Below are 25,837 nucleotides of genomic sequence, written 5' to 3'. Positions count from 1 at the left end.
AACGTTACCAGAAGTGCAGGAAGTCAACTACTTCGTCAAATACGGTGCCCACTGTTGCGATGCGCGTCTGCCCGGAGCCGAAGTTGGCGCCCAGCCCAAGATTGGTACCCGCCGAGGTGGTGACACTGTGCACGATGTCGCCACGTTCGTTCCTGGTCCCGAAGGTGCCTCGGTGGCTGAGAGTGATAGGCCCCAGGGTGCCACCCAAACCTGCGGACTCCCCTCTCACCTGATCAATTGAATCGGCGTTGCTGAACACCATTCCTACGGTGACACCTGCCCCTGCTTCAAGGCCTACCTGCTCTTCCGTGACGGCGGCCAGGGCGTAGTCGTCGCCCACTCTCATGAAGCATGCGGATCCCTCGGCCCCCGAGCCGAACATTGCGTTCGCGCTCACACAAACGCCAGAGGTCCTGCTGTACGACATTACATACCCAGCCGCCTCCTTGACCGATTGCCAAGCGCTCTTGGATGCCGGTGAGGACTGTTCGTAGGAGAACAGGCCGAGTTTTTCGGCACCGTCACAGAAGGCGTCCTGGCTGTCGATGTTTACGCAGCGCTGTGTGCTCAGCCAGGCCTTCAGTCGCTCCTGGTAGGTCTTCTTGAACGGGAAGCGAACCTTCAGTTCCTTCTCGGAGAGAAGGCGTCCACCGTTGATATGGGTGTCGCCGTGCTTGTCGACGGTGACAGTGACCGCGGGCTTCTCGTTCTTGTCGTCCTTTACGGGGTCCTTGGGCATGTCCTCGATGTGCTTGCCGTTGGTCCAGCCTCCGCCACCGCAGTACCCGTATCCGCCGCAGCTTTCGAGCCCGGTCGGGTCCATCTGCGAGATGGGGTTGTTGTTCGCGTAGTTGTACCCGTTCATCTGGAGCGGGTTGGTGATGTCGATGACCGGGTCGACCGAGATGAACCGTCCGGTGGTCGGTTCGTATTCGCGGGCGCCGATGTGGGTGAGGCCCGTGGTGTTGTCCTCGACGCCGGTGCCGAGGAAGGTGCGGCTGCCGGGCCAGTTGGTGGCCATGGCACCGCGCTGGTTGCCGTAGGGGTCGGACTTGCGGCGGGTGACCGGCTGCCCGGTCTTCTGCTCGACCGCGATGGTGCCGGTGTTGTGGTGGTCGGTCAGCAGGACCGTCAGCTTGTGGCCGGTGGCCTTGCCTCCGGTCTGCCGGACGGTGGTCGGCGCGCCGGGGCTGCTGTAGTAGCGGACGGCGTCGACGGCCTGGCCGGACTTGCTGACGGTGAACTCGGTCTCACCGAGGTAGAGGGTGCGGCTGGAGCCGGTCTCCTCGATGAGGCGGTTGCCGTCGGCGTCGTGGATGTAGGTGGTGGTGTTGTCGGTGAAAGTCCACTGCTGGGCAGCGGCGTTGGTGGCACAGGTGAAGATGTGCAGGTCATTGCCGTCGGCCGGGTTGTCGTTGGGAACGGTGACACAGGCATTGGCCGCCGCGTTGTAGAGCGTCTTGTCGCCGGTGCGGTAGGTGAACTTCTGCTTGGCGCTCCCGTCACAGGCGGACAGGCGGGCGTACAGGCCGTCCGCGGTCAGGCACTTGTCCAGCGCGCGGACCGTGTCGCCGGTCAGGCGCCACTGCTGCGCACGGGTCTCGTTGCAGGGCCAGATCTGGACGGCGGTGCCGTCCGCGTTGGAGCCTTCGGCCACGTCGAGGCACTTGCCCGCCAGGCCGGTCACGGCGACGGCGCCTATGCCGGGGCTATTGGCCGAGGTGAGCTTGTTCTTCCGGTCCCAGGTCAGGGCCTGCGTGTCGTTGTCGAGCTTCCGGGTCTTGGTGTTGCCGGAGGAGTCGTACTCGTAGGTGGACTGCGAGAGCAGCGTCGATCCCTGCTTCTTCTCCACCTTGGTCAGTGTGTGGGGCTGGGTCTTGGCCAGGAGCTGGCTGCCGCCGGGAGGATCGATGCCGTAGGTGTACGTCGAGACTTGGTCCAGCGCCGAGTTGGTGGGGTTGTGGTTCACCAGCTGGGTGCGGTTGCCGATGGAGTCGAACTGGTACGACTGCCAGTAGCCGTCTCCGTCGGGTCCGGCGGTGACGTCGTTCAGCGACGGACCGGTGCACTCGGCGGTCTTGCCGGTCCAGGCCTGGGTGAGCTGGCCGATCGGGCTGTAGGTGAAGCACTGCCGGTCGATCTTGCCGCCCGGCTGGGTGTCCGTGATCGAGGTCGGGTTGCCCGCCACGTCGTAGGTGTAGGACACCGCGGAGAGCCGGTTGTAGTTGGCCGTCTCCCGGTCGGAGATCGACTGCGTGACGAGACCCGTGTTCGGGTCGTGCAGGTTGGTCGTCCACACCCGGTTCGGGGCGTTGCCCGACGCGGTGCGCAGGACCTCGCCGAAGGGGCTGTAGACCGTTTCCGCGGTGTACCAGGACAGGCCCGACATGGTCTGGGGCAGGCCGTCGGCGTTGAAGCGCGTGATCAGCTTCTCGGCCGCGAGGCCGCCCGGGGTCGCGGGGAGGCTCGTCGACTGCAGCTTGCCCGTGCGGGTGTAGGCGTAGGAGTAGGCGTAGGTGCCGGCCAGGCCCTTGGTGGCCGTGGTGTCTGGGATGGTGATCTTCGTGCTGGTGGGGCGGTACTCGGCGTCGTATCCGGTCACCTCGCTCTTGTACGCGTTGCCATTGACGTGGGAGGTGGACGAGACGGGCTTGCCCTTTCCTCCGGCCAGGGTGTCGTAGGTCCACGAGGCGGTCAGAGGGCCGGTCGCGGAGTCCTCGCGCGACTCGGTCCTGCGACCGAGTGTGTCGTAGATGCTGAAGGTCTTCTTGCCGGCCGCGTTCTCGGCCCAGACCTGCTGGTCGAGGTTGTTGTAGCCGAATGACGCCGAGCCCATGTCCGGGTCGGTGGATCCGGTCAGGCGGCCACGGGAGTCGTAGGAGTACGTCCAGCCGTTGTCCGCCGCGTCGGTGACCTTGGCCAGCTTGCCGCGCACGTCGTACGCGTACGTGGTGTTGTTCCAGGTGGTCATGTCGACGGCCGTGTACTTCTGGATCAGCGACGTGCGGTTCAGCACGTCGGTCCAGGTCTTGATGGCCTGGCTGCCCGGCAGCGGAGCCGAACCGTCGTCGGACATCCCGCTGCGCTGGATGGTCCAGTTACCGCCGTACATGAAGACGTCGGAGTGGTGTGCGGTGCCCTCGAAGAGGGTGGTGTTGCGTACGACCCGGCCGAGGCCGTCGTAGGCGGTCGCGGTGGCGTTGGGGACGTGGAAGTCCGTCTCCGGGACGAAGATGTCCTTGTCGGGCTCGCCCTCCGCGTAGTAGCCGTTGTTGGCCCGGCGGACGGCGCCGTTCGCGTTGTGCAGATTATCGCTGATCACGCGGCCGCCGCCCTTGGCCTCCGCCTGGGTCTGGCGGGGGCGCAGCAGGCCGTCGTAGATCTCGATGGAGCTCTCGTAGGTGCCGTTGTCCCGCAGCGTGCGCGAGGTCACGGCCGGGGGCTCGTGTTCGGAGATCTGGTACTCGAAGGTCTGCCGGGCCTTGTCGATGGCCGGGTTCTGGGAAGGTGTCCAGACCGCGGTGGTACGCCCCAGGGGGTCGTACTGCGAGGTGGTCTTGCGGCTGTTCTGGTCGGTGACCTCCAGGACCAGGCCGCGCGCCGGGTCGAACTTGGTGGTCGACTTGTGGCTCAGGACGTTGGTCACCGTCTTGGTGAAGGCCGGCCCGGTCGCCGGGGTGAACGTCGTGGTGACGGCGTTGCCGGCGGGGTCGTACGACTTGACCTCACGGCCGAGGGCGTCGTATTCGAAGCGTCCCGTGGCGGTCCATCCGGTGCCGGCTCCGTCCTGGGTGTCCGTCTGGAAGACGAGGCCCTTCAGCGGATCGGTACCGAAGGCGTTCAGGGCGTCGTACGAGGTGCGGGTGTTCGACAGCAGGGTGCCGGTTGCCGCCTGCGCGCAGGTCCCGGACGTGCCGCGGACGTTCTGCGGCAGGCCGATCAGGTGCTTGGCGGTGTTGTGGACGTAGGTGGTGGTGGTGCAGCTCTGGTCGTTGACCGTCCAGCCGCCGGAGCCGTTCGAGGTCATGGCCTCGGTCTGCGCGGTGGTCTTGAGGCCGTAGGTCGGCTCGAAGGTGTCGGTCGCACGCGTCAGGCGCGTGCCGCCTTCGATCGCCTCGTACCGGTCCATCCGCGAGGTGTCGACACGGAAGGCCTCCAGGTCGGTTGTGCCGGTACGGGGCCGTGAGGCCGTCCGCTTGCTTTCGTACCAGTTCAGGCTGCGGTTGGCGACGCTGCCGCCGGCCCCGGCCTTGGTGTAGGTGATGGTTTCCGCGACCTTGCCCTGGTACTGGGGCAGGTCGTCGCCGAGGGTCTCGGTGTTGGTGGAGTCCTTGACGGTGATCACGGGACGGCCGGCGTCGCCGGACATGCCGCGGAAGTAGCGGGTCCGGGTCTGCGACTGCTCGGTGGCCTCACTCGCGACAGCGTTGGCGGTGACGCCCTTCGTCGTGACGACGGACGCGTAGCCGCGCCACTGGTTGTAGGTGCGCAGCTCGGGCTTGGTGAACTCGTCGTCCTCCTTGCCCCAGCCGGCGTCGCCCTCGTAGGTGTAGCTGGTGGTGACGTCCGGCTGGCGGGCGACGCGGTCCTTCTCGATGACCTTGTCGACGACGTACTTGTTGAACCACTCGAGCGGCGGCGTCTCCAGATCGCCGTCCGGGGACCAGTGGTTGGGGAAGCAGCGAGTGGTGTTCTCCTCGGGCTTCGGGTGGGTGGAGCCGACCGCGCACGGGGCGGAGTAGTCGACGTAGACCTCGCCGCCGGTCTCGTTGCGGATGGTCTCCACGCGCAGGCGGTCGTAGTCCGGGGTGGCGTCGTTGGCGCTCTTCGCGACGCGGTTGGGCATGTCCTGGACGTTGGCGAGGAAGGAGACCGACGGCAGCGAAGCGCTGAGCTGGTTGCCGTTCTCGTCCTTGTCCGCACCGTAACCGGTGCGCGAGACGGACTCCAGCCACAGCGGCGGGTGGGTGTCGGTGCGCTGCTTCGGGAAGGACTGGGTCAGCGACCAGTGGTCGACCTTGGAGAGCTCGGTGCTGCCTCCGGTGCGCTGGCCGTAGGTGGTGACGCCGGTCAGGCGCTTACGCGTCCAGAACGTGGGGGAGGAGACGTAGCAGGTCTCCGCGGCGAAGGTGCAGTTCAGCGTGGACGGGGTGTCCCACCAGGGCTGCTTGAGCTCGTAGTTCTTCGACTCGAACTCCGCGTCCTCGCACTTCGTGCCGCCCTCCTTGACGCAGCGCTCGGCGACGGTGAACTCGACCTTGGCGGCCGGGGGGCCGGAGAGGTTGCCCGAGCGCAGGCCGTAGGTGATCTGCGTCGGATAACCGCCACGGACGTACGCGACCTCGGCTGCGTTCTTCTCCTTCAACTTCTCGTTCTTCGAGTAACGGTTCTCTTCCCGCGCCCAATCGATGATCAGGGCGTTGCCGTTGAGGTCCTCGACGTAGTCGAGGTTCCAGCGCCAGGCCTGCTTGCACGAGGAGCCGGCGAACGAGGCCGCGTGGCACGGTTCACCCACGTGGTTGCCGAAGACCGGGACGGTGAAGACGGAGTTCGTCACCGCGCGGGTGCCGGCGCCGTCGACGTCGTGGCGGCCGAAGAAGTAGCGGATGCCGTCACGGGTGGTGACGACCCAGTACTCGCCGTCCTTCGCGCCGTTGGGCACGTTCGCGTCGGTCAGGCGCTCGACCTTGGAGCCGTCGTCGTTCGCGGGGATCCACTTGCCGGTGGTGGTGTCGTGGACGAGCTCGGTGCTTTTGCCGGCAAGGGACATCACCATGTTGTCGCCGGCCCAGCACAGGTCGCCCTTCTTCTTGTCCGTGCTGTTGTCGTTGTTCGGCGCGTCGGGAGCGGCCTTCAGGTCGGCTGAGCAAGGGCGGTAGCGCCGCTCGACGAAGCCCGGGTGGTAGTCCCAGCCGTCACCGACCCACGAGGCCTGGCCGTTGGCGACGGACGTCTTGCCGTCCACCGCCTGGGAGCCGTACGAGAGGGCGATCTTCGGCTCCGGGCCCGCCGGTGCCTTGGGCACGCCCAGGGGGTAGCTCCAGGAGAAGCCGCCTCCGCTGCCGCCCGCCGCCCAACTGCCCGACGCCGAAAGGGAGGTGGCCTTGTACGTGCCACCCGCGCCGGACGCGGAGTCCGTGGCGGCCAGGACCGTCGGACCGCCGCCGCCGACCGCCATCGTGCGCATGCCCTGGCCCGGCGCGGTGGCCGGATCAACGGTCGCGCGGACCGTGCCCGTTGCCGGGTCGTTGGTGCTCGGGACGTGCTTTGCCGCGCTGCACTCGGGAAGGGTCGGAGTGGTCAGGAAGCACTCGGGGAGCTGCTTGATCTCCAGCCGGGAGGCCCACTCGGTGCCGTACAGGTCCTCGAACTGCTTGTAGTCCAGCTGCACGTCGACCGGGGTCGAGCCCTCGGCCGGCGGCGTGACCTTGATGATCGCGCCGTCGAGACCGGCGGCCTCGGTCGTGGTGCGGGCCTCGACGGCCACCGACCACGTGCCGGACGGGGCCGGTGGAGTGGGGTTGGACTCGGTGGGCGAGGCCTTGCCGATGCTGACGGGTAGTGAGCCCGCCTGGACAAGTTGGGTCCCATTGTCGGGACTTAGCGGCACAGGTACCGAACCCCCGACCGGGGGAGTGGTATTGGAAGGCTCGTACCCGGCCGGAGGCTGGGCCGGAGCGCCCTCCCAGCCCTCCAGCTTCGCTGCCTCGACCTTGTCCAGCTTCGCCTTCAGGTCCTCCTGGAGGCCTGGCAGTTGAACGCCGGTGCGGTCTCCCGGTGGCGCTGCCCACGCCTGGATGGGCAGAAGAGACACCAGCACCACGGAGAGCGTGATTCCGGTGCGCGCCAGATGTCTGCGCGCCTTCCCGTTTCCGGGCAGGCGCAAATTACGCGCCGCAAATGGCGACATGTGTACCCCCCATACCGCTGCCGCCCGGATTTCGGACACTCGGACGGCAGGGAATTGACAAATTGCCAGCCGATCTTGGGCTTGGCGCTCAGGGTAAGTCCACCCAAAAAGGAGTGAGAGTGACCTACGTCACTCAGTAGGGCTCCGATGTCATGAAAATTGGGGTAATTCTCATGTATCGAAATATGGGATTCCTTGGGTGAATGGGTGCCCACGCCGAAGCGATGGGTCATGATCGGGTCGCACTTTTGTGGACGGGGTCCGAGGGGGAGAAAGAAATGGTAGTCAGCTATTCCGCTACCGAGCCTGCGTCCGTGGCGGACGATCCGCCGAGACAGCGCTGGTTCAAGCGTCGGAGAACCATGGGCGGCCTGGCCGCTCTGCTCGCGGTGGCTGTGGCGGTGCCGGTCGGCGTAGAGCTGGGTGGGGGCGCGGAGTCCGCGCGCAAGCCCGCCGGCGAGAGTGGGAAGACTTCGGCTTCGCAGGCGCGGAAGCTGGCCGCCGAGCGGGGCGAGGACGTCGAGGTCTCCGCGGAACGGAGTGCGAACACCACGACGTGGGCACAGTCCGACGGCCTGTTCAAGAAGCAGATCTCCAGCTCCGCCGTCCGGGCCAAGGTCGGCGACGAGTGGAAGCCGATCGACACCGATCTGCAGCACGTCGATGGCGGTTTCGCCGCGAAGGCGGTCAACGGGGCCGTCGTGTTCAGCGCCGGTACCGATGGCGGGCGTGCCGCTCGCGGTGCGGTGCGGTCCGCGCTGACGGTGGACGAGCCCGGTCAGGCATGGACGGAGCTGGTGCGTTTGAGTGTCGACGGGCATGAGATGTCGGTGAGTTGGCCGGGCGTGCTGCCGGCGCCGGTCATCGACGGCCCGCGTGCGTTGTATGAGAATGTCCGGCCGGGTATCGATCTGCTGATGACGGCGCAGGACGGTGGTTATTCGCACCTGCTGGTCGTGAAGGACAAGCAGGCCGCCGCCGATCCCCTGCTCGCGGAGATCGAATACCGGCTGGCCTCACCCGATCTGCAGTTCCAGCTCGACGGTGAGTCCGGTTCGCTCAGTGCCAAGGACGCGAAGGGCGAAGAGGTAGCCGGATCGCCTTCTCCGCTGATGTGGGATTCGTCGGGCAAGGTCGCCACGACCGATGACGTTCCGGCGTGGAAGCCTTCGGATGCGGCGCGGAAGCACCCGACGCTGGGCCTTCCGGGCCTGGCCGGCGCGGAGCGGGCGCACCTGTCGGTCGCGGCCGCATCCCTCGCGGACAGCACGCTCACCCTGAAGGCCGATGCCGCGCTGCTGAACGCGGCGGACACGGTGTATCCGGTGTTCGTGGACCCCTCTTTCAAGGGTCACAAGCGTTCCTGGTCGCTGCTTTACAAGACGGCCGGAAATTCCAGCTTCTACAACGGGCAGAATTACAACGCGTCGGGTACGAACGAGGCGCGTGTCGGTTACGAATCGGATTCGGGCGGCACCTCGCGCTCGATCTTCAATTTCGATTTCGGTTCCGAGCTCCACGGAGCGGGTATCCGTTCGGCGAGTGTCCGCGCTCTGCAGACGTATTCGTGGTCCTGCACGAGGAAGGACATGGACATCTACTCGACGCCGTACGTGTCCTCGTCGTCCACGTGGAACAACACGACGGGCTGGTGGGGCAACAAGATCGGCACCGAGAACGCGGGCTACGGCTACAACAGCAGCTGCCCCGACAACTGGGTCGCCCCCGACATCAAGGGCCTGGTCACCACGGCCGCGAGCGCCCGCTGGGGCGCGCTGTCGCTCGGCTTCAAGGCGCCGAACGAGTCGGATTCGTACTACTGGAAGAAGCTCCTCGCCAACGGTGAGAGCGCCCCGTACATCGAGGTCACCTACAACAGCCCGCCCGACATCCCGGTCGCGGCGAACATGAGCACTTCCCCCGGGGGCCCGTGTCTGACCAGCGGCACCGGTACGAGCATCGGCAAGACGGATGTGTCGTTCCAGGTCAAGGGCACCGACCGCGACGGCAACCTGGCCCGCCTGCAGATAGAGGTCTGGGACGCGGAGTCCGGGGCGAACATCGACAACGTGTGGCGCGACGTCAACAGCGACGGCGTCATCACCCACTCCGTGCCGTGGTCGAAGTTCACATCGGGCCGCAAGTACTTCTGGCTCTCCCGCGCGGTCGACCACGACGGTTTCGGGGCCTCGGGCTCCGGTCCCGCCGACTCCGGCGGCGGCGGCTGGTGCACGTTCACCATCGATCACACCGCCCCCGCCAACCCGATCGTGCGGTCCTCGCACTTCCCGCCTCCGGGCCCTGACGGCGCGGAATGGTCGCTGGCCCCGGCCAGCACCCCCGACCAGTGGATCGAGTTCCTCGGCAACGGCACCGCCGCCACCAGCATCCGCGAGTACCAGTGGAGCCTGAACAAGTCCAGCTACGACCAGAAGGTCACACCCTGGCAGAACGACCTGGCCTCCATCAAACTCCAGGTCGACACCGCCGGCCCCAACGTCCTGTACGTCCGCACCGTCAACACTGCGGGGAACATCTCGGTCCCGACCGAGTACCTCTTCTACGTCAGCCCCCGAGCCGGCACCGACAAGCCCGGCGATGTCACCGGTGACCACTTCGCCGACCTCCTGGCCATCGACAAGGACGGCAACCTGCGCACCTACGCGGGCGATCGCCAGGGTGACACCGACGCGTTCATCCCCGGCGCGGTCGAGAACGGCAAGCCCGTCGCCCCCGGTCACTTCAAGGACCCGGCCTCCGCGATCCCGGCGCTGATCGGGCACGCCACCGACTGGCACCCCGGCGACGGCATCACCGACATGATCGCCCGGATGCCCGACGGAAAGCTGTACATCTACCCCGGCACCGGCACCGGCCAGTTCGACGCCGGCCGCCGCATCGAGATGCAGCTGCCGCTGTCCGCACCCGACCCGGCGACGTTCCGGCAGATCGTCGTCACCGAGGACATCGACGGCGACCAGCTCCCCGACCTGTTCGCTCTGGACGCGGACGGATTCTGGGCGTTCTCCGGCTACACCGGCTCCAGCTTCGCCTCGTACCGCAAGATGGCCACGGGCTGGGCTGCCCGCGACATCGTCGGCGTCCGTGACATCTCCGGGGACAACATCCCCGACCTGCTCTTCCGCGACAACGCCAACGCCAACCGCACGATGGCCCTGCGCAAGGGCAAGGCCGGCGCCAACGGAGGAGCGGACCTGACCTCGTTGCAGTTCGCGGCGAACGCGGAAGGCGGCGTCGACAACACCTACGCCACCACCGCCTGGAACCGCGCCGACTGGCCCAAGGTCCTCGGCACCGAGGACAACACCGGCGACGGCATCCCCGACATCTGGGGCGTCAGCTCCGCCGACGGATACCAGTACTACTTCCAAGGCGGCGCCACCACCTACGGCGAAGCCTCCGGACGTGACGAGGACGGCTGGAGCACCTTCCTCACCATCGGCTAGCCACCACGAGCAGCACAGCGCCCAGGTGCCCTCCCCGAACACCATCGGGGTGGGCACCCGTTCCGGCTTCAGACCTCCGGCGGGCGGACGCGTTCATTTCGCCGTGCCACGAGGGGGGTTGGCCGTGCATCAGAAGCGGTCGTACGGCCGGATGCTGCTGGTCTCGGTGCTGGTGGGCTGCCTGGAGGTCGCGCTCGCCGTCGTGGTGGTCCTCCTGTACGTCCGGACGCGGCCGCCGCCGGACACCCCGGTCGACCACGCCGCTCTGGTGGCGGGCCTGCTCTCCTTCGGCGTGATCGTCGGCGTGATCGCGTTCCTGCTGTCCCTGGTTTCGTGTTGCCGGCGGTGGCGCTGGCCGACCTGCTCGGCCGCCGGATCGGCGGCCGCGAGGCGTGGTGGTGGGTGCCGCTGATGGTGGCGGTCCTGGTGGCACCGCCGATCGCGGCCTTCGCGGCGTACAACCACGTGGAGGCGCGGCCCACGCTTGTCTTCCGGGCGGTGGCCACGGCGCCGCGCTCTCGGTGGGCGGCCTGGGTGCCCGGCCCCGGCGCCCGGGACTGGTCCGGCAAGTGGCCCTGTGGGGCACGGCGGTGGTGGCGGGAACGGGCCTCCTCGGCGCACTCGGGCTCACCGCCGGCCTGCTGCCCGCGTACGAGCCGCCGGCGATCGGTCCGGCGACCATGGCCGGCAGCTGGGTCGACCACCGGGGCGGCTCGCTGGTCTTCACGCCGGACGGCGGGGTCACGGCCTCCGGCGTCGGCGAGCACGATCCCGACGACGATCCCAGCGGCCCGTCACGGCAGTGCACGGGCTCCGGCACCTGGTCGTACGAGCCCGGGCGGGACGTCTGGACCCAGGAGGTCCGCATCCACGTCCAGGGGTGTTCATGGCCGGCGTGGAGCGTCGGCGGCACCGACCGGAAGCCTGGGATCCACCAGCACGTCGGTCACCCGGATTCCGGGAAGCTGTACGCGCTGTGGAAGGCCGCCGACGGCTCCTGAGGCCGGAACGCTACTTCAGTTCAACGGCTCCGGCATCCCGACGTCCCGGAGCCGCGGGCGGACTACTGCGCCCAGTCCACGCCGAGGTCGGCGAGCTGTGCCCGGTCGAGTCGGCCACGGCGTTGTTTCCGGTTGGCGATCCACACCCCCGGTCCGGTGCTCGCGGGGTCCCGGAGCCGTTCGACGTGGGCCCGCCCCGGCACGCTTCCCGAGGCGGAAATGCCGCTTTAGGCTCCGGCCATGACTACTGACCAGTGGTACGTCCTCATCGAGGAGGACACCCGGACAACTCGAAGTGCTGACGGCGCCGAACTCAAGCTGCACCGCTGGACAGTGGCAGCCAGCCACCCCGTCAACGTGCGGCGTCACCAGGGGATGGGTGCCGGGTCGCCGAAGAGGGCGAACGGTGCCCACGCGACCGGCTCCGGGTAGCGGCGGCGGACGGCCTGCTGGGCGCGGCGCAGTGCGGCGGTGCGCGGCTGCCCGCGCAGCAACGCGCGGTAGAACTCGCGCATCAGCAGCGCGGTCGGGGCGCTGGGGACGTCCCAGATGCTGACGAGCACGGATCTGGCTCCGGTGATCTCGAACGCGCGCTGGAGGCCGAAGACGCCCTCTCCCGGCTGGTACCTGCCGAGGCCGGTGCCGCATGCCGACAGCACCACCATCTCCGTGCCGAGCAGGTCGAGGTCGTAGACGTCGGCGGCGGTGAGGATGCCGTCCCCGGCGGCTTCCACGGGCGGCTGCCCGGCCAGCCAGCTGTTCGCGCCGGCGAGTGCGAGGCCGGAGCACAGCATCGGGTCCGTCTCCGGGGTGGGTTCCGGTGGCGGGCCGTCCGTCTGCGGGTGCCCGCCGGGACGCAGCGGTTCGTGTGACGCGTACCCGTGGGTGGCCAGGTGCAGCACCAGCGGCGCCCGTACCGTCCGGAGGCGGGATTCCGTCGCCTCCGGCCCGATCCACAGTGCGGCGCCGATGCGGTCGGCGATCCAACGCCCCTCGTCGCGGGCGTGCGGCAGCGGCTCGAACAGCGCGGGCCCGTCCCCGGTGCGGCCGGTGTCGTAGTCCGGGTCGGCGAACACCACCGGCGGCGACGGCCGGTGGGGGGAGCGGCCGCGGAGCAGGTCCCGGCCACTGGTGACCAGCCCGACTTCGTACGTGTCGAGCAGGCGGGTGCCGTCGCGCGCGGGAATCGCGGCGAAGGGGAGGCGGTTGATGCCGCTGTCCGGGGAGATCAGCAGCCTGCTCATGCCGGTGAGCGCGGGGGCGATCCGCTCGATGAGGACCCGGTGCAGCTGCGCACCGACGGCGGGCTCCCTGATGTCGCCGCGGATCAGGAGGTCCCGCCACAGGTCGACGGCTTTGTCGAGATTGCTGGTGACGTCGTGCAGGAACAGCCGTGGCGGCGCCTGCGCGGTGAACACGAGGCTCAGGCAGGCCGCGTCCTCGTCCAGCTTCATCTGGAAGTACTCGACGAGCGCGGTGTCCGGGGGCAGCGCCGCCGCGACCGCCTGCCAGGTCGGCAGGGTCGGTGCTTCGCCGGTGCCGGCCTGGGAGAGCCGGTCTGTCAGCAGCATCTCCAGCCGGCGCCGGCGGTCCCTGAGCTCGGCCTCCCGTTGCGGGGAGGGGTTGTTGAGGGCCATGTGTTGCAACTCGTGGCGGATGGTGGTCAGTTCGTTGGCGATGGCCGCGATCCGCTCGTCCGGGCCGGTCGTGAGCATGATGCGGTCGCGGGCGACGGCTTCGGCGACGATCGCCTTCCGTCGCAGTACCGCGTTCGCCAGTACCTCCACCAGCTCGGGCGCCGGGTCGTAGTCACTGGTGACCAGCAGCTCGGGGAGCAATCGGTCGAGGTCGGCCTGCAACATGCGGGCGAAGGAGAGGCGTTGCTCCTCGGACGACGCCGAGAAGACCTTGAGGAGGTGGGTGTCCTGGATGTCGAATTGCTCTTGCAGGTACGCGGCTGCCTCGGCGGGGCGTCCTGTCCTGAGGCACAGCCGACCGAGGTTGGACAGTGGTGCGGCCACGTCCTGTGGCGACGCGTCCGTCCGCTCTCGCAGGCGTGCGGCCACCAGCAGGTACAGCTGCTCGGCCCGGTCCAGCTCGCCGAGGGCCTCGTGGGCGACGGCGAGGAGGCCGAAGGTCTTGAGTACGGGCGCGTCCGCCTCGCGCGGATCGAGGCCGTCGACGGCAGACCTGAGGCATGCCATGGCTTCGCCGGCCCGCCCCTGGGCGAGGCGGCACGCTCCCACCGCGCCCCACAGCGAACGCAGCAGACTCGGTGCGCAGTCGGGGTCGGCGCTCGCCGCCGCCAGCGCTTCGGCGAGCTGCTCATCGGTGACCGGTCGGCCGTAGTCGGCCAGCTTGACGGTGACGACCGCGGCCCGATGCGGTGACCGTGCGGGCATGCGCCGTTCCACCTCGGCGGCGCGCAGGACGAGCTCGACCGCCAAGGGGACGTTGCCGAGCGCGCTCTCGGACTCCGCCTCCATGATCAGAAGCTGGAACGTGACGGCGGGATCGTCCGGCTCGGCGGTGGGCTCCACGGGCGCGTCGTGCGCGAGGTCGAGCAGCATCCGCTGCCGGGCCAGGTCGCCGGTGTCCTGCGACAGACTCGCGTAGTTGTGCAGCACGGACGCCGGCTGGGCGCCCGCCCCGAGCAGGTCCTGATAGATCGCCCTCGCGGTGGCCCGGTCGCCGCTCGTCTGGTGGAAGGCGGCGAGATTGGCACGCGCGCTGTTCAGGTACTCGGCCACGTCGTACCCGCCCGCGTCGCGGTCATCCGCCGCGAGGATCCCGATGGCTTCGATCAGCACCGCTTCCGCACGCGGCTCACCCGCCATCGCCAGCAGCTTGCCGAGGTTGCCGAGCATGACTCCGAGGTCGGCCTTCTTCCCGCCGCCCGCGCGCACGAGCGCGACCGCCTCCTCGCAGAGCGGCCGCGCGGCGGCGTCGTCGCCGATCCGGTGCAGGGTGAGGCTGAGTTCGTTGAGCGTCCTGGCCAGCTCCACAGGTTCCCGGGCGAGCATCTCCCTGGCGTACCGTGCGGCGGAGGCCGCGTACGTGGGCACCTGGTCAGGTCCATCGACGCGGCGCATGCCCTCGGTGTAGGCGGCGATCCAGCGCGGGAACAGCCGGGACGGTCCGTGTTCCATGGCGTGCTGGGTCGCCAGGCCGGCCACGGAGAAGGGGTTCTCGGCGGGCGCGCCCGGCACGTCGGCGATCCGGTACATCTCCTGGATGCTGTGCATGCAGCCGAGGCCGTCGTGGGAGCGGTGGAACAGCTCCTGCGCGGCCCTGGCCCATCGCCACGCGTCCTCGGGCCGGCCGAGGTACCGGGCGGCGCGGCCCATGCGGAGGTAGCAATGGGCCAGGCCGAAGTCCGCGGGCTCGGACAGCTCCACGCCACTGGCCACCAGCTCGCTCAGCTTCGCGAGCACGGCCTCGTGCCTGCCCTGCCCGTACAGCACGTCGCAATCGAGAAGGGTTCGCTTCACCTGCTCCGAGATCTTGGACCGGGCCCCGGCGGTCATCTCAGACCCCCAGGTCTTCGTACGTGAGTTCAGCGAAGACGCTGTCGGCTACCCCGCCTCCGACCTGCGGGGGCACGGCCGTACCGCGATTTCCGAACGCCTCGCCGCTCAGCAGGCGCCGTCGCACCCCCGACGCGCGGAACAGCGGTGTCAGGCCGTCCGGTGCGATCACCTTCACGCCGATGCCCTTGGACCTGATGACATTGAGTCCGACCGACAGGGAGGCCAGCGGAAGCACACCGGCCATTCCGGTCAGATCGGCCTCGAGGTCCACCCGGGCGTCCTGCTGCTGGGAGATGAGAACCACCGCCGGGCCCGTGGTGACCACCTCGGTGACGACGACCTGACCGGCGGGCCACTCGGCCGTACGCGACAGTTCGAGCACCCGCCTGCCGAGCTCCGCGCGGTCGGCGATCTCGCTGACATGGCACGCTCTGGCCTGGAAGACGATCCCGTGCCGGCGCGTGAACGTCACGCTGATCCGCGCCATCGCCGGTGCGGCCGCGCCCGCCTCGGCGATGTCGATGCTGGCCGCCGAGCTGTACTCCAGGTCCACGCCCCGTTCACGCTCTCGCGTGCCGTACGGGATGCCCAACTCGGTGAGGGAGGTGACCCGTTCGAACCGGTCCCGGTGCAGCCGGCCGACATCGCCCAGTTCTATGGGGGAGTTGGGCAGCCAGGTGGACAAATAGTCGAACTCGGACCGTAATTCCTCCGAGTAACGCTCGTGAATCGCAGGCACGCGCCCTCCCCTGGCCGGTACGCGGCCAGGCTACCTGCTACCCCCTGTTTCCACTCCATCCCCTGGTATGCGGCCACGGCAGTAGGGAGGAAGACCGGCCGGACAAGTCCTGGTGCTGTGAGCCTTTCCGGTCACAGCACGAGGTGGCGGCTCAGGAGGGCTCGTGGCGCCGTTCGTAGTACGCGGGCGCCACGACTCGCCGGTCAGCGGGTCGGCGGGGGAGGATGTCGGGGCGCGACACGGTTCGCCTGGCGTTCCACGTCGTCCCAGTCGGGCGGCGGGCCTGATGGGAGACCGCAGGGGAGCCGGCGGACCGCGTCGGGCTCCAGCCACACCGCCCGTCGGAGTCCGCAGTCGTCCCATCGGGTCGCCACCGCCTGCCCGCAGGCTCCGCACGCCAGGTTCCCGATCTTCCGGCCCAGTGCGGGTGCCTGCCCTTTGTATCGCTCGGGCGGCCGTCACACCCGTCGGCTTTGGGCCGTAGCGGTCATGGTCCCCGGCTGTTCGGGGGACCCGCGGGCCATCTTGGCCCTTCCCTCACCCGGCGCGGGCATCTCTTGATAAACGAAAGAGAGACACGATGACGCTCTATCTGTCGAGGTTCAGCTACACGCCGGAGACTTGGGCGAGGCTGATCGGCCATCCCGAGGACCGCGCCAAAGCCGCTCAGTCGTACATCGAGTCCGTCGGTGGGAAGCTCCACGGCTTCTGGTACGCCTTCGGCACGCACGACGGCTATAACCTCTGGGAAGCTCCGGACAACGTGTCCATGGCCGCGGTGGCGCTGGCGATCAGCGGAGGTGGCGCGCTCAGCTCGTTCGAGACGACCGTTCTGCTGAGCGTCGATGAAACGCTGGATGCTTTGCGGAGAGCCGAGCAAGTCCGATATCGGGCTCCCGGCGCACAGCGGTGAGCAGTGCTCGGAATACACGAGCAACTCCTAAGACCGACCGCCAAATGGTGGGGCCGCTCGACCGTTGACGGTCCCGGCTGCGAGACAGGCACGGGCCTGCGTGATCATGGAGTTCTCTACGCTCAGTGACCACACGGAGGACCCGTGCCTGCGATGCCATCTTGCCTGCTCGAACCGCTATGGGACCGGTTCGCGGCGTTGCTGCCGGTCCATGACGGCTACGCGGCGAGCCATCCGCTGGGCTGCCACCGCCGGCGGGTACCGGACCGGATCGTCTTCGAGCACGTCGTGCTGGCCCTGGTTCACGGCTCGGGCTACGAGCTCATCGCGAGCCCCGGCTGCTCGGACCGCACCAGCGCTCCGCATGCTCATCCGACGCGCGACCAACCGCTACCGCTGGGACAACCGCCCCACCGCCCGACGCCTCAAGTGATCCATTTGCCGGTCGACCCTAGACGATGGACCCGCCGCCGTCGAGCGTCAGCACGGAGCCGGTCGCGAAGGGGTTGCCCAGCAGGAAGAGATAGGCCGCCGCGGCGTCCTCGGGCTGCGCGACCTGGCCGGCCGGGAGTTCGCTGCCCTGGCTCTGGAAGAACGCTTCCGGCTCCGGGAGGAGGCCGTCCCACAGCGCGGTCCGCACGACGCCGGGGCGTACCGCGTTGACGCGGATCTTCCGCGGGGCCAGGTCCAGGGCGAGCGCTCGGGTCAGGGATTCGATCGCTCCCGTCGTGCTGGCGGGGATCGGCGAGCCGGGCAGGGGTCGGGTCGCGACCACTCCGGACGTGAAGACGATCGAGCCGCCCGGACGGATGGTCGCCGCCGCGTACTTCACGGCCAGGAACGCTCCCCAGTAGCGGACTTCGAAGGCGGCGCGTGCTTCCGCTGAGGTGAAGTCCTCGATGGTCTTCAGGAGCAAGGCGTCTCCGGCCGTGTAGACGAGGTGGTCGAACTCGCCGAGTTCGGCGAAGAACGCGGCGATCGAGGACTCGTCCGTCACATCGATGTGGCGGCCCTCGGTGTTGCCGGGCAACTTGTTCGCGGCTGCGTCAACGCGTTCCTGATTGCGCGAGGCGACGACGACGCGGGCTCCGTCCTTCGCGGCCTGCTCGGCGACTGCGTAGCCCATGCCCGAGGTGCCGCCGATGACGACGATCTTCTTCGTGTTCAGTGTCATGGTGCGAAGCTACGTCGGTGTCGCGAGACGATGAATGGCTAAGGATCTCGATCCACTGTCCGATCGTCTCGATTCCCCGGCGCTATAGTCGCGTTGTGGACATCCTCAGTGACACCCTGGCCGCGCTGAGAACGGGACGTCCGAGCGCCGTCTGCACCGAGGCGCGCGGGCCGTGGGGCTTCCGCGTCCAGGCCATCGTAGGAGCCGCATTCCATGTGGTCGGGGAGGGCCGGTGCCTGCTCGTGCCGCTGGCCGGGGACCCGATCGAGCTCGGCGCGGGCGACGTGGTCTTCCTGCGTCGGAGCAGCGGCCACGTCCTGACCGACTCGCTGTCGAGCCCGGTCGTGGACTTCGATCCGGTGCCGGTCAACGCGGGTTCGCCGATCGGCTACCTCGTCGCCGACGGCGTCGGTGCGCGGACCCGTCTGCTGTGCGGCGCGTACAAACTTGATGTGGACCACCGGCATCCGCTGCTGCGCGAACTTCCGGAGGTCATCCATCTTCCCGCGCGCCCGGGGCGTCATCCGGCGTTGCGGGCGACGGTCGATCAGCTCTGCGTCGAGATGAACGCCCCGCGTCCCGGATCCGACGCCGTCGTCAGGTCACTGATGGACTTGCTTCTCGTCTATATATTGCGGTGCTGGTACGACGAGCAGTCGCGCGAGCGCGCCGGGGGCTGGGCCGCAGCTCTCACCGATCCGGTGATCGCGCCGGCGCTGCATGCGATCCACGAGGATCCCGGGCATCCGTGGACCGTCGAATCCCTTGGCGGCAGAGCGGGATTGTCGCGGGCGGCGTTCGCGCGGCGGTTCACCGCCGTCGTCGGCGATCCGCCGTTGAGCTACCTGACGACGTGGCGCATGACGACGGCCGGGCGGCTCCTGAGGGACGGTGACCTCTCGTTGAGTACCGTCGCGGCGAACACCGGGTACACGTCGGAGCTCGCGTTCGCCAAGGCTTTCAAGCGTCACTTCGGGACGCCGCCGGGGGCCTACCGGCGCGAGGCGCGGGCCTGATCACCCTGGACGATGGTCCCGACGACTCACCCGGGCCGGCGCGCCATGCCCGACAGGGTCAACGTCAACCTGGACCGCGGCTACGACAGCGCCACGTCCCGTGCCCTGATAGCCGAGTTGGGATTCACCGCCGAGATCGCCCGCAAGGGCATCCCGGCCCCGAGCCAGGCCGGCAAGCGCTGGGGGGTCGAACGCGCGCACTCCTGGATGAACGGTTACGGCAAGCTCCGACGCCGCACTGAGAAGAACAGCAGGGTTGTGGACTTCTACCTCCACCTCGCCGCCGCACTCGTCACGCTCCGCGTGCTCATCCGACGCGCGACCAACCGCTACCGCTGGGACAACCGCCCCACCACCCGACGCCTCAAGTGATCCATTTGCCGGTCGATCTAAGCCGGCTCACCCGCCGTCACCGTCCGTCGAACCGGCCACGATGCTCGAAGACGGGGCGGTGTTCAGCGCGGAATCACCCAGCTCGGCGCCCAGGTTCCGGCGGTGTCGTGGCCGGTGGCTGTGGCGGCGAGGTGGGCGCGGAGGGTGGTCAGCGCTGGGTGGGGGTTGTCGCGGTGCCAGAGGAGCGAGTGCGGGTAGACGGGCGTCGGGTCGGTCACCGGGATGCGGCGCAGGCCGTGGCCGGCGGGCCAGACGAGGCGGGTCTGCCCGCCCATGAAGGTGGCCAGGGCCGGGGTGTCGGCGATGGTGTCGAGGAGCGCGTCGGAGCCGAGGTTGGGGCCGGTCGCCTCGATGGTGAGGCCGAACTCGGCGACGAGGTCGTCGTAATAGGCGGTCCACTCGGTCCCGGGGACGAGGCCGGGCATCCAGATCCGGTGCCCGGCGAGCTGAGCGAGGGGTACCGACCGGGCGCCCGCCAGCGCGTGGGCGGGGCCGGTGAGGAGCTGGAGCGGCTCGTCGAGCACTCGGATGGACTCGATGTCCGTGGGAAGGGGCCGGCCGGGCGCGGTGACGGCGCGGAAGGACGCGTCGATCGCGCCGGACCGGATGGCGGCGACGGCCGTCTCGATGTCGAACAGCATCACCACGTCGAGCTCGATCTCGGGGTATGCGTGGTGGAAGTCGCGCATCAGGCCCGACTGCGCGCTGCGCGAGGCGATCACGTCGACGCGTAGCGGACGGCGGCCGGTGTGCACGGACGCGACCGCGCGCTCGGCCACGCGCAGCAGCTCGCGCGCGTGTGGCAGGAACGCCTGCCCGTCGATGGTGAGCTCGGCGCCGCGCGCGGTGCGGGTGAACAGCCGCACGCCGAGTTTGCGCTCCAGCGCGGCGATGCGTTTGGAGACGGCCTGCTGGGTGACCGCCAGCTCGGCGGCGGCCTCCTGGAACTGCCCCGCGTCGGCGGCGGCGACGAAGGTCCGGACGGTGTCGAGGTCCATGTCGACACTCTATGGGTACAACCGATGGTTGTGGCCGGGTGGTCCCGCGGTTGTTTGACCCGCCGGTAGGGCGCTCGCTTTGATGCTTCTGATCGCGGATCGGTTGTGCGGGTGAGCGGCGAGGGGTGGTGGGCATGAGGAGCGGGCGCCGGCTGGGACACCTGCACGGACGTCGGCTGGGGCGGGATTTCGGGTATCTCTGGGGAGCGTACGGGACCAGCGCGCTCGGTACGTGGCTCGCTTTCGGCGCGTTCCCGCTGATCGCCATCCAGGTGCTGCACGCCGGGCCGGCCGAGGTCGCCGTGCTCTCCTCCGTGGGGGCTGTGGTGGGCGCGGCCGTGGCGGTGCCGCTCGGTCCGTGGGTGGAGTTCCGCCACAAGCGGCCGGTGCTGATCGCGATGGACCTGGTGCGGTTCGCGGCGCTGCTGACGATCCCCGCCGCGTTCGCGCTCCGCGCGCTCACCTTCCTTCAGCTCCTGCTCGTCTCTGTCGTCGTCGCGGCGGCCGACATCACCTTCCGCGCCGCCTCCGGCGCCTACCTGAAGACGCTGCTGCCGGCCGAGGACCTGCTCGTCGCCAACGCCCGGTTCGAGTCCACGACCTGGACGACCACCATCATCGGGCCGCCGCTGGGCGGGATGGCGATCGGGCTCCTGGGCCCGGTGGCGACGGTGGTGGCCGACGCGGCCAGCCATCTGCTCTCGGCCCTGGGCATCCGCGCGATGGGCGGGCACGAGCCGCCGCCCGAGCGCCGGGAGGCCGCGCGCATGCGGGCCGGGGACCTGTTCGACGGTTGGCGCTACATCCTCGCCGACGTGACGCTGCGTCCGCTGTTCTTCAACACCGCTTTGGTCAACGGCCTGGTGATGGCCACCCAGCCGCTCCTGGCCGTCCTGATGCTCGGCCCACTCGGGTTCGCACCGTGGCAGTACGGCCTCGCCTTCGCCGCGCCCTCGATCGGCGGGCTGCTCGGATCGCGGCTGGCCCGACCACTCGTCACCCGGTTCGGACAGCACCAGGTCCTGGTCGTGGCCGGTGTGCTGCGCGCGATCTGGCCCGTCGGCTTGGCCTTCCTGGGGCCGGGCACCGCAGGGCTGCTGCTGGTGATGGGCGTCGAGCTCGGACTCATCTTCTGCTGCGGGGTCTTCAACCCCGTCCACGCCACCTTCCGCCTCGAGCGCACCCCGACCGACCGGATCACCCGAACGCTGTCCGCCTGGGCGGTGACGACCAAGGCCTCGACCGCGCTCCTGACCGCCGTCTGGGGCGTACTGGGCGCCCTCCTCGGCCCGCGTACGGCCATCGGCCTGGCCGGCGTGCTCCTGCTGGCGACCCCGCTGCTGTTCCTCCGCCGCGCGGCAGCGCCTCCCCCCGAGCCGACACCGGCATCGAGCCGCAGCTGACAGGCCGCCACGGCCGTCACCCCGACCGGGCTGCGGCGCCGCAAAAATCCCCCAGCTGCCGTCATCGGCGCGGTCACGGGCCGCCACCACATCGGTGGCGGCCCGCGCTGGTGGGTGTCCGAGGCCGGACCCGGACACCCCCCCCGCACGGAACGGCTGCGGGCGCTCCGTCGTCATCCGGCGCCGCCTCGCCAGATGTTGTCGAAGGCGGCGTCCTCGATGGCTCGGCGTTGCCGTACGGCCGCCAGCTCCACCAACGCGTCGTTGACGGCGGCCAGCACTGTCGCGACCGCGTCGTCGGTCACGTCCGGAGAGTCTCCGGTCCGCTTGCCGCGGACCCCTACGGCCTCCGCAAGGGTGACGAGGACGGGTTCATCCGATGCCCAGCGGTCCGCAGCCTGGCGGCGGGTGGGCGAATCGACCAGCACCAGCTGACCGGCCCGGAAGGAGATCCCGCGGCGGCGCTGCCGGATGAGCTGCCCTTCCGCCTCAAGCGCGGCCTGGTAGGCCGCGGACAGGCCGCGGCCTCTGCGCCACAGCCAGTCAGTGACCGACTCGTAAGGCGCCTCCCGAACGAGCGACGCGGCCGCCTCGTCCAACAGGTGATCAGCCAGTGCCGGCTGGTAGCCCGGCACGATGTGATCCCCGTCCAGCCTGATGGCCTGGGCGGCGAGAAGGTCGATCACCTCGGCCCCTGCGAGCGCAAGCGACAGGTCACCCTGTTCGACAGGGCGACTGGACCCCGTGTCCATGGCAACGATCAACAAGTCCCGCGGTGTGGTCATCAAGGGTTCCTCTCCATCGTGCAGGAAGGTCGCCGGCCAATTATCGATCGCCCTGGCCACCTATCGGTCGACATCACAGATGTTTCGGTCACGGCCTGGCGGTCGCGACTACAAGGCACGGCCGGGCCGACCTGGGTCTGCTCCCAGGCCGGCGGCGAGGTGTTGGAGGCCGCCATCGGCACCGGCCTGAACCTTCACCTCTACCCTCCGGGTGTCCATCCGACCGGCATCGAGTGGAGTCCACAGACGCCGGCCCTCGCCCGCCGCCGCGCCGAAGGGCTGGGCCGCGCCGGGGACCTGCGGGAAGGCGACGCACAGGCTCTGCCGTTCCCGGACGCCTCCTTCGACACCGTGGTGTACACCCTGTCCCTGTGGGCGATCCCCGACGACCGGCGTGCCATCGCGGAGATGAGGGACTGCGGCGGCGTCAGCACCATCGCCCGCCTCCCGGGTGAGAGTCTCCCCGGGCGCGGCCCGCTCCCGCTCGACCACCACTGCCGGGGCAGCCCGGACAGGCGGCCCCGGCCGAGACGACGGTAGCCGCCCACCGAAGGGCCGCTGCGCCTACCAAGGGGGCGGGGCACAGGCGGTGACGGGGCGTACGGTCACCGCCGCGAATTCACTCCCAGGGGACGCCTGGCCGCCACCTCCCGGTGGGAAGCTGGTTACTGACACCGGCAGACGTCTGGGAAGGACGCACGGATGGCTTTGAGAAGCAGGGAACGGACCGTCCTGAACGGCCTCATGGTCGGCGCCCCGGTGGCGGCGGCCGGATTGTGGGCGGGCCACTACGACTACGACCGAGCGGGATCTGCCCTGATGTCCGTAAGTCTGCTGATTGCGGTGCTCACCGGGGGCAGGGCCACAGCACCCGTCCGGCCCGCCGACCCGGGCCCGCCTCCGGTCCCCGCGTCGGAGGAAGTGCTGCGCCACGCCGCTGGCGAGATCGGTCGCGGCCCTGGGGCCTGACCCGAGGGCCGGGAAGGGGAGGCGTGAGGTGCTGACGAGCGGAAACTCTGTTCAGCTCCTAGCGGCGCCGCCCGTGGTTCGGCGGCCCGTGTTGTGGTCGCGCTTGCGGCGTTGCTCCTGAGCGGGGCCGCGCTGGCGCCCACGGCCCTGGCCGAGGGGGCGGCGATCGTTCCGCGTATGGCCGGCTCAGCTGTGGGGGGAGGAGAGTGCCGCGCTGCCTCCTATCGGCAGCGGGATCTCCTCGCAGGTCAGTGTGGCCGGCGCTCCTTGAAGGTCTACCGGGTCGGGGCGCCGGGCACGGCACCTCGCCGCGTCGTCCGACCACGAAAGTACGTCCAGTACGAGCCGCTGCCCTCCGCCTTGCGTTGCACCGCACCGAACACCGCGACCCGGCAAACCTTCCCGGCCCCGGCACTAGAGCCTGTGTGATGTCGTGATCACTTGCTGGGTTCCGCCGCCTTCGTGGGGTGGAACCCGGTAGGACATTGGTCGTGACACGCAGGCAACTCACCGATGGTCAGTGGAAGTTCATCGAGGCCTACCTTCCGATCGGCAGGTTCGGTCCGTACCCGGAGCGGCTGCGTGAACAGTTCGAAGGCTGATCTGGCGGTTCCGGTCCAGCGCCCAGTGGCGGGAGATGCCTTCCGAGTTCGGCCCCCGGGCCAGCGTTTATGGACGCTTCCGCGTCTGGCGGGACGCTGGCGTCTTCACCGCTCTGCTGGAAGGCGTGATGGCCGAGGCGGCCCGCGCAGGGAAGACGGACTTGTCGCTGGTCAGCGTGGATTCCACGACTGTCCGCGCCACCACGACGCCGCCGGGATGCTCGTCGGCAAGGACCTTGTGGAGGCCCTGGAAGAGGCTGCGCGTGAGCAGGAAGAGGCCCGACAAAAGGGGGCGGACCGAAGGAACAGAACGGACAGGCCGAGCGTCGACGCGTCCGGCGCCGGCGCAAGCTCCGCCTGAAGGAAGCCCTGCTCGGCAGGTCCCCGGGTGGACTGACCGGCAAGATCCATCTCGCTGCGGACCGCAAATGCCGCCCGCTCGCGTTCGTCCTGACCGCCGGGCAGGCTGCGGACAGCCCGCAATTCTTCCCCGTGCTCGAGAAAGTGCGGGTCCGCCTGCCCATCGGCCGGCCCCGCACCCGGCCCGGAGCCGTCGCCGCGGACAAGGCCTGCTCATCGCGCGCAACCGCACCTACCTGCGCAAACGCAACATCAAGGCAGTCATCCCGGAGAAGAAGGACCAGACCGCCAACCGGAAGAAGAAAGACGCGCGAGGCGGTCGGCCCGTCAGCCATGACGCCGACCTCTACAAGGAACGGAACACCGTCGAACGCCTGATCAACAAACTGAAGGCCTGGTGAGGAATCGCCACCCGATACGACAAGGCGCCCGAGAGCTACCTCGCAGGCCTCCACCTCCGCGCTGCAATGATCTGGATCGACGACCTCCTGAAGGCCCCCAACTGATCACGACATCACACAGGCCCTGGTACCACCACTGCTTCAGTCGATTATCCCGCCGACCCGCTGCAGGTTCCAGCGGCGCGAAGGGTGCGAGTCGCAGTTGAACTGGACGAGCTCGACGTTGTTTTCGGTGGAAACCCCGCCTGCGACGGTCGCGCACTTGCGGGTCTGCACATTGACGATCTGGTTGGAGGTGCCGTTCGAGTTGGTGACGAGCCAGCGGCGCGAGGGGTGCGAGTCGCAGTTGAACTGGACGAGCTGGACGTTGTTTTCGGTGGAGACTCCGCCCGCGACGGTCGCGCACTTGCCGGTCTGCGCGTTGACGAGCTGGAAAGTTCCCGATATCCGCGCCGGGGTACTGTGCGTTGCCGGCTGCGCAACCGCAGCTTCGGGCAACAGCATGACGCCTCCGGCTACAAGAACTGTCGATGCCGTCAGAAGACGACGTGTCCCAGCGTTCTTGCGCATGGGAGTGCTCCTGTCTTGATCCTGCGAGGGAGGTGAGGAAGAGGGTGGCTGGTCCGCCGGCCCCGTTCCAGGGCTTCTGCCACTGTGGCCGACCGGATCACCAACGGCGCGTAGCCAGTCGGTCGGCCGACGGTCGGGGCCACACTCCGGCGCCCGCGTCGACGTCCTGCCGGTGGGCCACCGAATCATGGTGCGGCGGCCTCTCCCACCATCGAAGCCTGCGGCCGGTCCCGCAACCGGTAACCGGCCGAAACGGCCTGGAGGCGCACCTGGAAGCCGGTACGGGATGGAGATCGGGCCGATGCCAGAAAATGCGAGAGCCGGTGCCCGCCGAGAGCGCCGTATCCAGGCCGTCCCTGCCGCGCTGCGCCGCGCAGTCCGTACTTTCGCCGAGGAGCTGCTGGCCCAGCGTCAGCGCGAATCATGCACGAGGTCGTTAGCGCGGAGTTCCGGGCCTGGCGCGAGCAGCAGCCGCAGGCGAAGCCAGGGCCATGCGCGTTGCACCGGCTTGGTACGGCGGCCTCCACCGTGTTCCACCCCACGAAGGCGACGGAACCCAGCAACTGATCACGACATCACACAGGCCCTAGCTGTACTGACCCGTGA

General features: G+C 69.1%; 14 protein-coding genes and 3 pseudogenes. 10 read left to right on the top strand and 7 right to left on the bottom strand.

Annotation, left to right across the window (positions count from 1 at the left end):
- Positions 1-4: 4 nt before the first annotated feature.
- Positions 5-6,820: a ricin-type beta-trefoil lectin domain protein gene (locus tag J7F03_RS38255; protein WP_308380133.1), complete on the bottom strand. Its 6,816-nt coding sequence runs from the start codon at positions 6,818-6,820 to the stop codon at positions 5-7.
- A 404-nt stretch (positions 6,821-7,224) separates the two neighbouring features.
- Here J7F03_RS38255 and J7F03_RS38250 point away from each other — a divergent pair, with 404 nt between their 5' ends.
- The 3 genes from J7F03_RS38250 (at position 7,225) to J7F03_RS38240 (ending at position 11,378) form a co-directional block, all read left to right on the top strand.
- Positions 7,225-10,377, top strand: a complete 3,153-nt coding sequence (locus J7F03_RS38250; protein ID WP_214957815.1) for a DNRLRE domain-containing protein — start codon at positions 7,225-7,227, stop codon at positions 10,375-10,377.
- Between the two features lie 124 nt (positions 10,378-10,501).
- Positions 10,502-10,789 carry a hypothetical protein gene (locus J7F03_RS38245; protein WP_214957814.1) on the top strand — a complete coding sequence of 96 codons (288 nt, stop codon included), beginning with the start codon at positions 10,502-10,504 and terminating at the stop codon, positions 10,787-10,789.
- Between the two features lie 157 nt (positions 10,790-10,946).
- Entirely contained in the window at positions 10,947-11,378 is a 432-nt protein-coding gene (locus J7F03_RS38240) for a hypothetical protein (protein WP_214957813.1), read from the top strand.
- A gap of 365 nt (positions 11,379-11,743) precedes the next feature.
- Here J7F03_RS38240 and J7F03_RS38235 read toward each other — a convergent pair whose 3' ends face one another.
- Positions 11,744-14,869: a CHAT domain-containing tetratricopeptide repeat protein gene (locus J7F03_RS38235; protein WP_214957812.1), complete on the bottom strand. Its 3,126-nt coding sequence runs from the start codon at positions 14,867-14,869 to the stop codon at positions 11,744-11,746.
- A 37-nt stretch (positions 14,870-14,906) separates the two neighbouring features.
- A complete protein-coding gene (locus tag J7F03_RS38230; protein WP_214957810.1) occupies positions 14,907-15,647 on the bottom strand; it encodes a hypothetical protein in 741 nt (246 codons plus the stop codon).
- Between the two features lie 580 nt (positions 15,648-16,227).
- Here J7F03_RS38230 and J7F03_RS38225 point away from each other — a divergent pair.
- Together J7F03_RS38225 and J7F03_RS38220 are read left to right on the top strand one after the other, a co-directional pair.
- Positions 16,228-16,560 carry a GYD domain-containing protein gene (locus J7F03_RS38225; RefSeq protein WP_214957808.1) on the top strand — a complete coding sequence of 111 codons (333 nt, stop codon included), beginning with the start codon at positions 16,228-16,230 and terminating at the stop codon, positions 16,558-16,560.
- A 144-nt stretch (positions 16,561-16,704) separates the two neighbouring features.
- A pseudogene (locus tag J7F03_RS38220) lies at positions 16,705-16,914 on the top strand (IS5/IS1182 family transposase); the annotation flags it as partial.
- Positions 16,915-17,011: 97 nt separating this feature from the next.
- Here the strand turns inward: J7F03_RS38220 and J7F03_RS38215 are convergent.
- Positions 17,012-17,734, bottom strand: coding sequence for an SDR family oxidoreductase (locus tag J7F03_RS38215; protein WP_214957805.1), 723 nt, complete (start codon positions 17,732-17,734; stop codon positions 17,012-17,014).
- 95 nt (positions 17,735-17,829) lie between these two features.
- Between J7F03_RS38215 and J7F03_RS38210 the strand changes: the two genes are divergently transcribed.
- The gene (locus J7F03_RS38210) at positions 17,830-18,750 is read left to right on the top strand and encodes an AraC family transcriptional regulator (protein WP_214957803.1); all 921 of its coding nucleotides are present in this window, start codon (positions 17,830-17,832) and stop codon (positions 18,748-18,750) included.
- A gap of 45 nt (positions 18,751-18,795) precedes the next feature.
- A pseudogene (locus J7F03_RS38205) lies at positions 18,796-19,122 on the top strand (transposase); the annotation flags it as partial.
- A gap of 83 nt (positions 19,123-19,205) precedes the next feature.
- Here the strand turns inward: J7F03_RS38205 and J7F03_RS38200 are convergent.
- Positions 19,206-20,141: a LysR family transcriptional regulator gene (locus J7F03_RS38200; protein ID WP_214957801.1), complete on the bottom strand. Its 936-nt coding sequence runs from the start codon at positions 20,139-20,141 to the stop codon at positions 19,206-19,208.
- Positions 20,142-20,275: 134 nt separating this feature from the next.
- Here J7F03_RS38200 and J7F03_RS38195 point away from each other — a divergent pair, with 134 nt between their 5' ends.
- On the top strand, positions 20,276-21,544 hold the full coding sequence (locus J7F03_RS38195) for an MFS transporter (RefSeq protein ID WP_214957799.1): 1,269 nt from the start codon (positions 20,276-20,278) through the stop codon (positions 21,542-21,544).
- A gap of 173 nt (positions 21,545-21,717) precedes the next feature.
- On the opposite strand, the gene J7F03_RS38190 is transcribed toward J7F03_RS38195, so the two are convergent.
- Positions 21,718-22,329 carry a GPP34 family phosphoprotein gene (locus J7F03_RS38190; protein WP_214957798.1) on the bottom strand — a complete coding sequence of 204 codons (612 nt, stop codon included), beginning with the start codon at positions 22,327-22,329 and terminating at the stop codon, positions 21,718-21,720.
- 159 nt (positions 22,330-22,488) lie between these two features.
- Between J7F03_RS38190 and J7F03_RS38185 the strand changes: the two genes are divergently transcribed.
- Together J7F03_RS38185 and J7F03_RS38180 are read left to right on the top strand one after the other, a co-directional pair.
- Entirely contained in the window at positions 22,489-22,869 is a 381-nt protein-coding gene (locus J7F03_RS38185; RefSeq protein WP_214957796.1) for a class I SAM-dependent methyltransferase, read from the top strand.
- A 920-nt stretch (positions 22,870-23,789) separates the two neighbouring features.
- Positions 23,790-24,766, top strand: a pseudogene (locus J7F03_RS38180) (IS5 family transposase).
- Positions 24,767-24,802: 36 nt separating this feature from the next.
- On the opposite strand, the gene J7F03_RS38175 reads toward J7F03_RS38180, so the two are convergent.
- A complete protein-coding gene (locus J7F03_RS38175) occupies positions 24,803-25,231 on the bottom strand; it encodes an RICIN domain-containing protein (RefSeq protein ID WP_214957793.1) in 429 nt (142 codons plus the stop codon).
- Between the last annotated feature and the right edge of the window lie 606 nt (positions 25,232-25,837).

It is taken from the genome of Streptomyces sp. ISL-43, from assembly GCF_018614195.1.
Lineage (GTDB): Bacteria > Actinomycetota > Actinomycetes > Streptomycetales > Streptomycetaceae > Streptomyces.
This window is presented reverse-complemented; position numbering and strand designations above follow the sequence as displayed.